General features: G+C 75.2%; 12 protein-coding genes. 5 read left to right on the forward strand and 7 right to left on the reverse strand.

The window, feature by feature from the left end; translation table 11 throughout:
- Window positions 1-19: 19 nt before the first annotated feature.
- From sph to ACFU9E_RS25410, 3 genes are all read right to left on the reverse strand, one after another.
- Window positions 20-1,003, reverse strand: coding sequence for a sphingomyelin phosphodiesterase (gene sph, locus ACFU9E_RS25400; RefSeq protein ID WP_380683616.1), 984 nt, complete (start codon window positions 1,001-1,003; stop codon window positions 20-22).
- Window positions 1,004-1,075: 72 nt separating this feature from the next.
- A complete protein-coding gene (locus tag ACFU9E_RS25405) occupies window positions 1,076-3,172 on the reverse strand; it encodes an MMPL family transporter (protein ID WP_380683617.1) in 2,097 nt (698 codons plus the stop codon).
- 86 nt (window positions 3,173-3,258) lie between these two features.
- Entirely contained in the window at window positions 3,259-4,278 is a 1,020-nt protein-coding gene (locus ACFU9E_RS25410) for a deoxyribonuclease IV (RefSeq protein ID WP_380683618.1), read from the reverse strand.
- Between the two features lie 293 nt (window positions 4,279-4,571).
- Here ACFU9E_RS25410 and ACFU9E_RS25415 point away from each other — a divergent pair, with 293 nt between their 5' ends.
- Both ACFU9E_RS25415 and ACFU9E_RS25420 read left to right on the forward strand, forming a co-directional pair.
- Complete coding sequence (locus ACFU9E_RS25415; RefSeq protein ID WP_380683619.1) at window positions 4,572-5,720, forward strand: right-handed parallel beta-helix repeat-containing protein; 1,149 nt, start codon at window positions 4,572-4,574, stop codon at window positions 5,718-5,720.
- 82 nt (window positions 5,721-5,802) lie between these two features.
- Complete coding sequence (locus tag ACFU9E_RS25420; RefSeq protein ID WP_380683620.1) at window positions 5,803-6,834, forward strand: methyltransferase; 1,032 nt, start codon at window positions 5,803-5,805, stop codon at window positions 6,832-6,834.
- 38 nt (window positions 6,835-6,872) lie between these two features.
- On the opposite strand, the gene ACFU9E_RS25425 is transcribed toward ACFU9E_RS25420, so the two are convergent.
- Both ACFU9E_RS25425 and ACFU9E_RS25430 read right to left on the reverse strand, forming a co-directional pair.
- Window positions 6,873-7,559, reverse strand: coding sequence for a class F sortase (locus ACFU9E_RS25425; protein WP_380715359.1), 687 nt, complete (start codon window positions 7,557-7,559; stop codon window positions 6,873-6,875).
- A 138-nt stretch (window positions 7,560-7,697) separates the two neighbouring features.
- The gene (locus ACFU9E_RS25430) at window positions 7,698-8,135 is read right to left on the reverse strand and encodes a hypothetical protein (RefSeq protein WP_380690190.1); all 438 of its coding nucleotides are present in this window, start codon (window positions 8,133-8,135) and stop codon (window positions 7,698-7,700) included.
- Window positions 8,136-8,386: 251 nt separating this feature from the next.
- Between ACFU9E_RS25430 and ACFU9E_RS25435 the strand changes: the two genes are divergently transcribed.
- From ACFU9E_RS25435 to ACFU9E_RS25445, 3 genes are all read left to right on the forward strand, one after another.
- Window positions 8,387-8,839 (forward strand): PPOX class F420-dependent oxidoreductase, encoded by a 453-nt coding sequence (locus ACFU9E_RS25435; protein ID WP_380690188.1) that lies wholly within the window; start codon window positions 8,387-8,389, stop codon window positions 8,837-8,839.
- 106 nt (window positions 8,840-8,945) lie between these two features.
- Window positions 8,946-9,884 carry a hypothetical protein gene (locus ACFU9E_RS25440; RefSeq protein WP_380715361.1) on the forward strand — a complete coding sequence of 313 codons (939 nt, stop codon included), beginning with the start codon at window positions 8,946-8,948 and terminating at the stop codon, window positions 9,882-9,884.
- 555 nt (window positions 9,885-10,439) lie between these two features.
- Window positions 10,440-12,080: an AMP-binding protein gene (locus ACFU9E_RS25445; protein WP_380715363.1), complete on the forward strand. Its 1,641-nt coding sequence runs from the start codon at window positions 10,440-10,442 to the stop codon at window positions 12,078-12,080.
- Between the two features lie 72 nt (window positions 12,081-12,152).
- Here ACFU9E_RS25445 and ACFU9E_RS25450 read toward each other — a convergent pair whose 3' ends face one another.
- Both ACFU9E_RS25450 and ACFU9E_RS25455 read right to left on the reverse strand, forming a co-directional pair.
- The gene (locus ACFU9E_RS25450; protein ID WP_380684425.1) at window positions 12,153-12,518 is read right to left on the reverse strand and encodes a TcmI family type II polyketide cyclase; all 366 of its coding nucleotides are present in this window, start codon (window positions 12,516-12,518) and stop codon (window positions 12,153-12,155) included.
- 14 nt (window positions 12,519-12,532) lie between these two features.
- Complete coding sequence (locus ACFU9E_RS25455; RefSeq protein WP_355374001.1) at window positions 12,533-12,988, reverse strand: SRPBCC family protein; 456 nt, start codon at window positions 12,986-12,988, stop codon at window positions 12,533-12,535.
- Window position 12,989: the final 1 nt, after the last annotated feature.

Raw genomic sequence — 12,989 nt, forward strand, 5'->3', positions numbered from 1 at the left:
CGGCGAGCCGGCCGGCCGGTCAGCCGGCGGTGACCGGGTAGTGGTCGGAGAGGTCGTTGTAGGTGTAGCCGGTGCCCCAACTGCTCACCGTCCACGGCGCGCTGTGGAAGCGGACCACCGTGTTGGTGTAGCTCGCCGGGCGCGCGTGGTCGGCCCGGTAGAGGACGTAGTCGAGGTCCTCCTTCGGCTCGCCCGGGTAGCGGTAGGCGGCGATCGAGTTGTCCGCGGTGTCGAAGGAGTCGGCCCAGCCGTCGCGGGTGGTGGCCGGCGCCACGCCCGCGTTGGCCAGCAGCGCCGGGTACTCGGTGCCGTGCGAGTCGATGTTGAGGTCACCGGCGAGCACGATCGGCTCGGCGGCCGGGATGTTCTTGGCGTCGACGAAGGCCTTCATCGCCTTGAGCTGGGCGGCCCGGATCGCCGCCGGCTGGCCGGCGGAGCAGCCGGTGTCGGTGGACTGCAGGTGGGTGCCGATCACGTGGGTGCGCAGGCCGTTGACGTTCAGCACGGCGTAGGCGAAGCCCTTGTTCGACCACCAGTCCGAGCCGCACGCGTCCTTGAACACGTACTGCTCCTTGCGCAGGATGGGCCACTTGCTGAGCAGGGTGACGCCGCCGTCCTCGGGGGTGGCGGAGCTGTAGCTGCCGGAGGTGGCGTCCCAGCCGCTGGTCGAGCGGCCGACCACCGGGGTGTGGTACGGGTACGCGGCCGAGGCCTGGGCGACCAGCGCGTCGGAGGCGGCGTTGTCGAAGGCCTCCTGGAGCACCACGACGTCCTGGCCCTGGAAGACGTCGGCGGCGGGGATGGCCTTGGCCCGGTAGTCCTGGCCCCAGTTGGGGTAGAGGTTCTTGCTCATCAGGAAGACGTTGTACGTCAGCACCTTGAGCGCGGGGACGGACGCGTTCCCGGTGGTGGCGGCGTGGGCGCCCGGCGCGGCGGCGATGGGGGCGAGCAGGGCTGCGGCGGCCGTGCAGACGGCGGCGAGGCGCGCGGAGGGAGTTGGCATGCCCGCAGTGAAGCGACGCAGGGCCACGTTCGTCCAGACGGTGAACGATAACCATATGAACGCATCGGTAACTTAAAGCTGTCTGACCAACTCCTCCTTGGGCGGAGGAACTTGCCTGGACAACTCGCTCGGCCACCACATGCGGTGGTCCAGGTCCAGGGTCACCGCGGTGACCAGCACGGAGCGCACCACGAGGGTGTCCAGCAGCACGCCGAGCGCCACCGCGAAGCCGATCTCGGCGAAGCCGACGATCGGAAGGGTGCCCAGCACGGCGAAGGTGCTCGCCAGGATCAGACCGGCCGAGGTGATCACACCGCCGGTGGCGGCCAGCCCGGCCAGCGCGCCCGGCCGGGTGCCGTGCTGGGCGGACTCCTCGCGGACCCGGGTCATCAGGAAGATGTTGTAGTCGATGCCCAGCGCGACCAGGAACACGAAGACGAACAGCGGGAAGGCGTTGTCCTGGCCCTCGAAGTGGAAGACGTGCGCGAAGAAGAACGCGCTGATGCCGAGCGCCGCCGCGTAGGAGAGCACGACGGTGGCGATCAGCACCAGCGGCGCCGTCACCGCGCGCAGCAGCAGCGCCAGGATCACCAGGACGACGCCCAGCACCAGCGGAATGATCGTCCGGTTGTCGGAGGTCGCGGCCCGGCCCGCGTCCAGGATCACCGCCGTCGAGCCGCCCACCTGGGCGTCGGCGTTCGGCACGGCGTGCACGGAGGTCCGCAAGCGGTCCACGGTGTCCTTGGCGGCCTGGCTGTCCGGCGGGTCGGTGAGCGTCGCCTGGAACATCGCCCGGCCCTCGTGCGTCACCGGTTGGGTGGTGCCCGACACCCCGGCCGTCTGCTGGGTCACCGCGCGCACCGTCTCCGCCTCGCCGGCCGCGGAGACGACCGTCAGCGGCGCCCCGGTGCCGGCCGGGAAGTGCGCCGCCAGCACCTCCTGGCCGACCACCGAGTCCGGTTTGCCGGTGAAGGTGCCGGCCGTGCTCAGACCGGTCGCGTTCAGCGAGACCAGCCCGACGCAGCAGGCCCCCAGGGCCAGCGTGGTGCCGATCCAGACCTTGCGCGGACGGCGCGCGATCCACGCGCCGACGTGCGCCCAGCGGCCGGTCCGCGTCGGCTCGGGCGTCCCGAACGCCGGCCGCACCGGCCAGAACACCCAGCGGCCGACGATCACCAGCAGGGCCGGCAGCAGGGTCAGCATCGCCAGCAGCGCCACCAGCACACCGATCGCGCAGACCGGACCGAGGCCGCTGGTGGAGTTCATCTCGGCGACCAGCAGGCAGAGCATCGAGACGATCACGGTCGCCGAGGAGGCCAGGATCGCCGGCCCGGCCCGGTGCAGCGCGAAGGCCATCGCCTCGTGCCGGTCCTCGTGCCGGCGCAGCTCCTCCCGGTAGCGGGCGGTGAGCAGCAGCGCGTAGTCCGTCCCCGCACCGAGCACCAGCACGATGAGGATGCCGGCGCTCTGCGCGTTGACGGTCAGTCCGGCGTGCTTGGCCAGCAGGTAGATCACCGCCTGCGCGACCACCAGCGCCCCGGCCGCCGAGAACAGCGGCAGCATCCACAGCACCGGGCTGCGGTAGGTGAGCAGCAGGAGGACGATCACCACGGTGACGGTGGCCGCGAGCAGGGTGGAGTCGATCCCCGCGAAGGCCTCCGCCTGGTCGGCGCCGACCCCGGCCGGGCCGGTGACATGGGTGGTCATGCCCTGGCTGTTGGCGGCGGCGGTGGCCCGCAGACTGTCCACGGCCGGGCGCAGGTCCTGCCAGCCGCCGGTGCCGATGTCGATCGGCACGATGGTCTGCAGCGCCTGGCCGTCCGCCGACTGGACCGGCCCCTGCACCGGGCCGAGCACGTGCGGGGCGGAGGCGAAGGCCTCGGCGTCCCGGGCCGCCTCGGCCCGGTCGGCGGGGGTGATCCCGCTCTCCCGCACGTAGACCACCACCGCCTGGGCGGTGTCCACCGGCTGGAAGGCCCGCTGCTCGTCCAGCACCCGGGTGGACTCGGCGTTGCTCGGCAGCCAGCTGGAGGCCTGGTTGTCCTCGGCACCGGTGAGCTTGCCCGCCAGCGGGCCCGCCACCACCAGCAGCACCAGCCACAGGGCCAGTACCACCCACTTGCCGCGGCGGCCGCACGGCAGCTCGGCCAACTTCCGGGTCGGGCTCATCGGGAGATCCCCCGTCCTGGGGCGCGTCATTCGCTCCAGCGTCCCACCGGGGGTGCACCCCGGCAGCCCGGTGCGGGCCGGGTGGCCTACAGGCCGGGGACCGCGCCGCGGGCCGGGTCGGCCGACGCCGGCCGTCCGGCGCGGGCCCGCAGTGCCTTGAGCGCGGCGATGTCCCGGGCGTGGCCGGTGCCGTCGCCGCCGTGCTTGCGGTCCGGGGTCTCCACGAGCAGCGGGACGCCGGCCGTCGCCGGGTGCTCGAACAGCTCGCGGAACGGCTCGGCGCCGATCAGGCCGTCGCCGATGTTGGCGTGCCGGTCCTTGCGCGCGCCGACGGCGTCCTCGGAGTCGTTGGCGTGGATCAGCCGCAGCCGGTCCGGACCGGCGGCCGCGACCAGCGCGTCCAGCGTCCCGCGCACGCCGCCCGGCGCCGCCAGGTCGTGGCCGGCCGCGAAGGCGTGACAGGTGTCCAGGCAGACCCCGACCTTGGGGTGGCCGTCCAGCGCGTCGACGTACTCGGCGAGGTCCTCCATCCGCGAGCAGAGCGAACGGCCCTGACCGGCGGTCGGCTCCAGCAGCAGCCACGGCGCGTCGTCTCCGAGCGCGTCCAGCTCCTCCAGCAGCGGGCGCACGTCCGCCCGGACCTGCGCCATCGCCTCGGCCCGGCGCGAGCCGCCGTCCGCCGCCGCGCCGACCGCCGAACCGGTGTGCAGCACGACGCCCAGCGCGCCGATCGCGTGTCCGCGCAGCAGCGAGTGGCGCAGCGAGACGGCCGAGCGCTCACGGGTGGCCGGATTGTCCGAACCGAAGTTGATCAGGTACGGCGCGTGGACGTAGGCGGGGATCCGCTGCTCGGCGCAGGCCGCGCGGAACTCCTCGTCCTGCGCCGGGTTGCCGGGCGGCGTCGCCCAGCCGCGCGGGTTCGCCACGAACACCTGCACCGTCTCGGCGCCCACCCGGCGGGCGTACGCCAGGCCGGTGCCGGCCAGGCCCCGGGCCGCCACCGGCACATGGGCGCCGACCGGGTTGCGGCCGGCCGGTCCGGGGCCCCCGGGGGCGGTAGGCGTGACGGTGGCGGCGGTGATGGCGGTGGTGGTGGCGGTGCTCATGGCTCCGAGCATGGCACGCGGGCGGCGGGACTCCCGACGGCGGTCGCTCCCACCCGGTCGGGAGGGCCCGGCCGCCCCCGGACGACGCGGGTGGCGCCCGCCGCTTCCGACGCCCCGTCAGCCCGGCAGCCCAACCCTGGTGGCGCGGGCACCGGAGCGCACCTAGCGTCGGTTCGGCCGACACCCACCGGCCGTCATCCCCCGCTCACCTTGCGTCACCGCGCCGATGGCCCCCGCGAACGAGCGCGTCGGGGCTCCCGCGCGGAGGCGTGCCAGAAAGCAGGTCATCACCCATGCCCACGCGACGGGTCCACCACCTCGCCGCGGCCACCGCCGCCGCCACGACCGCCCTGACCACCGTCCTCACCGCCGTCGGCGCCGCGCCCGCGCACGCCGCCGGCGAGCTGCACGTGGTCCAGCCCGGGGGGTCGATCCAGCAGGCCCTCGACGCCGCCCGCCCCGGCGACACCGTGCAGCTGCTCCCCGGCGAGTACCGGGGCAGCGTCCGGATCACCACGCCCGGCCTCACCCTGCGCGGGGCCGGCCCGGACAGCGTGATCCTCCCCGCCGACAGCGCGACGGCGCTCGACACCTCCGCGGCGCCCGCCACGGCACCCGCCACCAAGGCCGCCACGTCCGCCGCCGACGCCGCCGCGGCCTGCTCCGCCGCCGGCCACGGCCTCTGCGTGGTCGGCACCGACGACCGGCCGCTCGACGGCGTCACCGTCGAGGCGCTCGCCGTCTCCGGCTTCCGCAAGAACGGCATCAACGCCACCGGCACCACCGGCCTCACCGTCCACGCCACCTACGTCCACGACAACGGACAGCAGGGCATCAGCCAGGAGAAGTCCACCCGGGGCGTGATCACCGCCAACGAGTCCGCCCGCAACGGCCAGTCCGGCGTCTTCCTCGCCAACACGGTGGACAGCGAGGGCGGCGCCCTCTCCACCGACGGCACCCTGGTCACCGGCAACCTGCTCACCGACAACCGGATCGGCGTCACCGTCCGCCGGCTGCGCGACCTGAGCATCGAGCGCAACCGGATCCACGGCAACTGCGGCGGCGTCTTCATCGTCGGCGACGAGGGTGTGCCACGGGCCGGTGCGCTCACCGTCCACCGCAACCAGGTCGTCGCCAACAACCGCTACTGCCCGCCCAACCCCCGGCTGGACCACATCCAGGGCGCCGGCATCGTGCTCACCGGCGCGGAGGAGACCGCGGTGACGGAGAACGAGGTCCGCGACAACGTCGGCGCCTCGCCGTTCTCCGGCGGCATCGTGCTCGTCCACAGCGTGGTCGGCGTGCCCAACGCCCGCAACACCGTCGCCGACAACCTCGTGCTCAATAACGGCCCGGCCGATCTCGCCGACCGCGACACCGGTACCGACAACGCCTTCACCCGCAACCAGTGCGCGGTCTCCGAGCCGGCCGGCCGCTGCTGACCGGTCCGCCCGCCGCACCGCACCCGAAGCCGATCGAGGCCCCCGCGCCATCCCGCTCCCGCAGAAAGCAGAGAAACGGTCCATGACCACCGCACCCGCCACCACCCCACAGGCCGCCATGCGCCTGCGGGAGCTCGTCTTCGGCGCCGCCTGCGCCGCCGCCGTCCGCGCGGCGGCCCGGCTCGGCGCCGCCGACGCGCTCGGCGACACCCCCGCCACCGTCACCGACCTCGCCGCCGACCTCGGCACCGAGCCCCGGCAGCTGCGCCGCCTGCTGCGGGCCCTCACCTGCTACGGCATCTTCGAGGAGCTCGACGGCGACCGCTTCGCCCACACCGAGATGTCCCGGCTGCTGCGCGAGGACGCCCCGAACAGCCTGCGCTACATCTCCCTGTGGTGCACCGAGCCGTGGACCTGGGAGGCCTGGCCGAGGCTGGACGAGGCGGTGCGTTCGGGCCGCAACGTCTTCCCCGAGCTGTTCGGCAAGGAGTTCTTCGACTACCTGCACAGCGACGGGGGAGAGTCCGCCAAGGTCTTCGACAAGGCGATGACCACCTCCAGCCGGCAGTCCGCCGCCGACTTCGCCGCCTACCTCGACCTCACCGGCATCGACTCGGTGGTCGACATCGGCGGCGGCCAGGGCCATGTCCTGGCCAGCCTGCTGGAGAAGCACCCGGCGCTGCACGGCACCCTGCTCGACCTGCCCAAGGTGGTCGCCGGCGCCGACCCCCGGCTGCGCGCGGGCGGCGCGTTCGCCGACCGGGCCCGGCTGGTCCCCGGTGACTGCCGGGTGGAGATCCCGGTGCTCGCCGACCTCTACATCATCAAGAACATCCTGGAGTGGGACGACGAGAGCACCCGCCGCACCCTGGCGAACGTGGTCGCGGTGGCCCGTCCGGGTGCCCGGGTCGTGGTGGTCGAGAACCTCGTCGACGACAGCCCCTCGATGCGGTTCACCACCGCCATGGACCTCATGCTGATGCTCAACGTCGGCGGTGCCAAGCACTCCGAGTCGAGCATGGTCCGGCTGATGACCGCGGCCGGCCTGGAGGTCCGCGAGGTCCGCCCGGTCAACCCGTACCTGCACGCCTTCGAGGCCGTCGTCCGGGGCTGACCCGCCCGCGCCGACCGCCGGCGCGCCGCGGGAGGCGCTCACGCCGGGCGCGAGGACTCCAGGTGCGCGAAGACCACCACGTTGTCGAGGTAGTCCTTGCGCTTCTTGTCGTAGGCGCCGCCGCAGGTGATCAGCCGCAGCTGCGCGTCGGGCGTCCTCCCGTAGACCCGCTGGTCGGGGAAGGCGTCCTTGGCGAAGGTCTCGACGGCGTCGACGGTGAACACGGCGACGGTGCCGTCGGCCCGCTGGACCTCCACCTTGTTGCCCGGCAGCATCAGGCTGAGCAGCAGGAACACCGCGGGCCCCTTGGTGGTGTCGACGTGCCCGGCGACCACGGCGGCGCCGCGCTCGCCGGGCGTCACGCCGTCGCGGTACCAGCCGACCAGGTTCTTGTCGTCCGGCGGCGGGGCGTTGAGCTGCCCGGAGGGGTTCAGGGTCAGCTCGCCGACGGGCGCGTCCACGTTGATCTGCGGGATGCGCAGCCGGACCGGCTTGGACCGCTTGAGCGGCGGCGCCGCCTTGACCGGTGCGGCGGGGGCGGGCGCCGCCGGCTCGGCGTCGGCCGGCGCGGCGGCGGCGCCGGCGGCCGGGGGCGCGGCCGGGCCCGGGACGGACCCGTCCGCCGGGAGGGTGTCCACCGAGTTGTAGATCAGCAGCAGGCCGAGCGCCGCGGCACCCATGCCGGTGCGCAGCAGCCGGGACGTACCGGGGATCGGACCGGCCATCGTCGCTGGTACTCCTCTCCGTGGCCCGCGCCGCCGAGGCCGCGGGCCCGATACGGCGAAGCGCCGCCCCGCGCGCCTCCGCCGCGTCCGGCGGACCGGACGCGGGCCACGAAGGGAGGCGGCGGGAACGGCGCGAGGTCAGACGGCGGCGCCGGCGGTACGGCGGCCGCGACGCAGTGCGATGGCGCCGGCCCCGAGCCCGCCGAGCAGCAGGACCGCGCCGGAGGCGAGGCCGCCGCCGGAGAGCGCGAGCCCGCCGCCGCCGGTGTGCACGCCGCCGTGCGGGGCCTTCTCCTCGCCCTTGCCCTCGTGGCCCTTGCCTTCCGAGCCCTTGCCCTCGGAACCCTTGCTCTCCGAGCCCTTGCCCTCGGCCCTGTGCTCCTCGGTGCCGGAGGAGCCCTGCTGCTTCTCCTCCCAGGTCTTCTGGCCCTCGGGGCTGGCCGCCTTCTCCTGCTTCTCCTGCCAGGTCAGGTTCTTGCCCTGGTCGGAGGCGCCGTCGGCGAAGGCGAGCGGGGTGCCGACGGTCAGGGCCGCGGCCACGGCGGCCCCGGCGAGCAGCGTGCGTGCAGAACGCATGATGATGATCCTTCCGGCGCGGTATCCGTGATCGCCGACACGTCGTCGGCCAGGGGATTCACGGGCGGGCGCCTGATCCAACGTCAACCACGGTGGCGGCAGGTGCCACCGGAAGGTGGCAACGGCAGCGCGGTCGGTGAGCCCTTCGGGTGGAAGTCCCGGGCGTGTTCACCCGATCGCCCTGGGCGGTCCGGGTGACCGCCGGGCTCGAGGTGCGGAGTGCACCGGACGGGGGCGGGCAGACTCGGCGCATGGTCGAGATCTCGAAGGACGTCAGGGAACGGATCGAGGCGGGGCACATCTGGTACGTCGGCACGGTCAACGCCGACGGGTCGCCGCACGTGAGCCCGATGTGGGTGGGGATGGAAGGGGACCTGCTGCTGTTCAACACCGCCGTCGGGCGGGTCAAGGAGCGGAACCTGCGGCGGGACCCGCGGGTGTGTCTGGCGCTCGCCGGCCCCGCCGACCCGTACGACCGGGTGCAGATCCGGGGGCAGGTGGTGCGCTTCGTCGAGGGCGAGGAGGCCGAGCGGAACATCGACCGGCTGGCCCGCACCTACCTCGGCGTCGAACGCTTCGGCTGGGGGATCCCGGGGGAGCGGCGGGTGGTGGTGCTGATCGAGCCGACCAGGGTGAGCCGGGTGACCGGTGTCGAGCCGCTGCCGCCGGGCGCCCCCGGAGCCGCCCCGCCGGACGGTGCCTGAGCCGGACGGTCCCCGAGCCGGAGGGTCCGTGAGGCCGCGCCCCGGGGAACCGGTCGCTCCGGGGCGCGTCTATCTTGAGGGGCCACGGACACGAGAGGGGCGGGACATGGGCGGGGCCGGTCGGAAGGTGGCCGCTGCGGCGGCGACGGGTGTGCTGCTGGCGGCGGTGGCGGCCTGCGGCTCGGGGAGCTCGGGGCACTCCGGGGACGCGGCCAAGGGCGCCCCGGTGGTGTCGGCGAGCCCGGGCGCGACGGCGGAGCCGGCCGCCGGGAGCGCCGCCGCGACCACGGCGCCCGGCGACGGGAGCGCGGCCCCGGCCGGCACGCCGGAGGCCGCGACGGTGGGCGGTGCGGCGGCCGGGGCGACGGCTCCGGGCCCGTCGGCCGGCGCCGGAGCGTCAGCGGGCGGCCCGTCCGGGGCAACGCCCGGGGGAACGTCCGGGGGCGGCGGCGCCGCAGCAGGTGCCACGGCGGGGACGACTGCGGGCGGCGCGACGCCCGGTGGCGGGCAGCCGGCCGCCGGACCCGACTCCGACACCCTGCTGCTCGACTCCGCGCTCGTCGCCCAGCTCCTGCCCGACCAGAAGGCGATGACCGGCTGGGAGGAGGAGAAGCGGCGGGTCGACACCGCCGACCACGCCACCACCTGTTCCATCGCCGCACCGTGCACCGGCAGGCCGCTGAGCGGGCAGGCCCGGTTCAGCGCCGGCGAGACGACCGTGCGCTTCGGCGTCGACACCCTGCCCAACCGCGCCCAGGCCCAGGACCGCCTCAAGGAGGCGTACGCCTCCTACGGCGACACCACCAAGTACGGCCCCGCGGACATCGGCCCGCTGGGCACGGAGAGCCGGGCGTTCCAGGGCCAGTTGGCGGGCCGGGACGGCGTGGCGATCGTGTTGCGCTCCGGCACGCTGGTCGCGACCGTCACCACCGAGGGCGGGCCGGTGGACCTGGCCGGTACCCGGCGGCTCGCCGCGATGCTGGTCAAGCGCATCGAGCAGGCCCAGGCGGGCCGCACCCCGGACGCCGGGCTCGACCCGGCCTGACCCGCAGCCCCCGGCGGGCGACGGTGACGGAACGTCGATGGATCCAGCGTTCCGGCCAAGTTGAAGGAGGCCGTCCGCCGCCGTGGTCGCCGCCGGCCGGACGGCGGGCGCGGCGTCGACGGGCGGCGCCCGGGGGACGGTCCCCGCGTCACCGCTGGTCGTGCCCGCCCGCCCGGGAACCGGGCCGCAGCCGGCGACGCGGGCCGCCGGTGCGTCAGGGCCGAGGGGCCGGCGGCATCCGGCCGGTCCGCGCGAGGGCCGGAATCCGGCCAGCCGGTTGCCCGGCGGTGAAGCGGTGACCGAGAGTCGTTCGATGAACGGCACACCTCTCCCGTCCCGTGTCGGGACCTCGCGGGACCGGGCGCCGGCGGAGGGCGGGCGCACGGTGCCGGCGGCCGGGTGCGCGGCCACCCGCCGGAGTGCCCCTACCGCCGCGTCCGGATGACGACCATCATCAAGGGGACCTCCGAGGTCCGGAAGGTGATCGTGGCCCGGGCCACGGGTCCGGGCCGGCCCCGTACCGACGACCCTCGACCGACGTCCGGAGGACCGACCATGACCAGCACCCCGGCCCGCCCCGTGCCCGGACTCCTGCCCGGCCTCTCCCTCGCCCACGGCCGCCCGCACCGCGACGGCGCCGTCCTCGACCTGTTCACCAGCTGGGCCCGCCGCACCCCGCACGCCCCCGCGCTGATCGACGGCGAGCTGACCCTCGGCTACGCCGAACTCGACCGCCTCGCCGACGACGTCGCCGAGCAGCTGGCCGAGCGGGTGCGGCCCGGCGACCTGGTCGGCCTCTGCCTGGACCACTCCGCCGCCCTGGTCGCCGCCACCCTGGCCGTCGCCAGGATCGGCGCCGTCCACCTGCCGCTCGGCCCGCGCCCCGGCGAGCGCCGGCTGACGGCCGTCGCCGAGCAGCTGCGCCCCGCCTGCCTGATCGGCGACCCGGCGCTGCTGCCGCCCGCCCACCGGGACGGCCGGCACCGCCCGCTCGCCGCCCCCGGCGCGCCGGGGACCGTGGCCGCCTTCGCCGCTCCCGCGGCCGGCGGAGCGCCCGCCGTCCGCGCCCCCAAGGGCGCCCAGTACACCGTGCTCACCTCCGGCTCCACCGGCCTGCCCAGGGCCGTCGCCGTCGGCCAGACCGCGTTCGGCGCCCTGCTCACCTGGTACCGCGAGCTGACCGGCCTCGGCCCCGGCGACCGGCACAGCCTGCTCGTCGGCGTCGCCTTCGACCCGCACCCGATGGAGCTGTGGGCCGCTCTCGGCTCCGGCGCGGCGCTCTGCGTCGCCCCCGAGGCCGTCCGCCGGGACCCGGCCGCGCTCACCGGCTGGTGGCGCACCGCCGGTGTCACCGTCGGCGTGCTGCCCACCCCGCTCGCCGAACCCGTCCTCGACCGCCCCTGGCCCGGCGACCTGCCGCTGCGCCATCTGATGATCGGTGGCGACCGGCTGCGCCGGGCCCCCGGGGCGGACGTCACCGCGACCGTCCACAACGCCTACGGCCCGGCCGAGGCCACCGTCGTCACCACGGTGCACACCATGGCCCCGGGCGTCGACCACGGCGCCGGCGCGCCGCCGATCGGGCGCCCGATCCCGGGCGCGATCGTCCTGGTCACCGACGAGCACGGCCGCCCGCTGCCGCACGGGGAGGCCGGCGAACTGCGGATCGGCGGCCAGGGCCTGGCCATCGGCTACCTCGACGCCGGGGCGACCGCCGAGCGCTTCGTCTCCGCGCCCGACGAGGTCGACGGCACCGACCGGGTCTACCGCACCGGCGACCGGGTGCTGATGCGCCCGGACGGGGTGCTGGAGTTCCTCGGGCGGCTGGACGACCAGGTCAAGGTCGGCGGTGTGCGGATCGAGCCGGCCGAGGTCGAGGCCGCCCTCGAACGCGACCCCCGGGTGCGACGCGCCGTCGTCGTCGCCCGCCCGGCCCCGGCCGGGGGCGGTGCCCAGCTGCTCGCCTTCGTCCAGCCGACGGCCGCCGCCGGCGAGCCGGTGGACGGCGAGGCGCTGCTGGCCGCCGTGCGGCCCTGGCTGCCCGAGCAGGCCGTGCCGGGCGTCCTGCGGCCGGTCGAGGCCTTCCCGCTGGACGCCAACGGCAAGATCGACCGGGCCGCGCTGCTCAAGGCCGAGGAGGCCGCCCCCGCGCAGGGCGGCCGGGGGGACGGGCGCCGTCCGGGCGCCGCCGGCTGAGCGCGTGCCGACGCGGCGGACACCCCGTGGGCCTTCCGGTCCCGGGGTGTCCGCCGTGCCGGCGGCGCGCGCTCAGCCCCGCCGCTCCCAGCGGTAGAACTCGCGCGCCATCGCGTCCTTCGGCCCCCGCCAGGTGGCCGGGTCGTACGCCCGGACGTACGCGGTGAGCGCGTCGCTGATCGCCCGGAACTCGGGGTGGCCGGTCACCTGGGCGACGGCCGGGCCCGGCGGGCGGTCCGCCTCGATCAGGTGCAGGTAGACGTCGCCGAACTGGAACAGGCTGCGCCCCGTCACCCCGATCAGGTGCGGGAGTTCGCCCCGGTTGTCGGACTCGGCGAAGACCTCGGCGATGCCGCCGGCCGCGTCGGGCTTCATCCGGGCGACGATCAGGGCGCGGTGGGTGTGCGCCGTCCCGGGCACGCTCCCGGGGCTGGTCACGGGGGACACCATGGTCAGACCTCCGCCGCCTTCTTCTCGACCTTCTCGCGGATCAGCTGCAGCTGGATCCGGGAGTTGCGGTTGATGTGGTTGACCATGCCGTCGTCGTCGACCGGCGCGGTGGGCTTCATCGCGAAGTCCTGCACCCAGCGCATCCGGGTCCCGGCCGGCACCTCGGCGTACTCCCAGCGGATGTCCATGAACTCGAACGGGCCGGGCTCGACCCGCCGGGCGCTGACCGCCAGCTCGGAGCGGTCGGTGGTGCGCTCGGAGACCCAGCTCCACACCTTGCCGTCCTCGTCGGGGTGCATGGTCAGCCGGAACCGCACCCGGTCGCCCTCGCGTTCCAGGACCTCGACGGAGGCGTACTCGCTGAACAGCTGCGGCCAGTTCTCCAGGTCGTTGGTGATCTCCCAGACCAGGTCGAGCGGGGCCGCGATGACGATCTCGTTGTCGGTGTGTCCGGGCATC

The organism is Kitasatospora sp. NPDC057595 (assembly GCF_042800875.1).
Lineage (GTDB): Bacteria > Actinomycetota > Actinomycetes > Streptomycetales > Streptomycetaceae > Kitasatospora.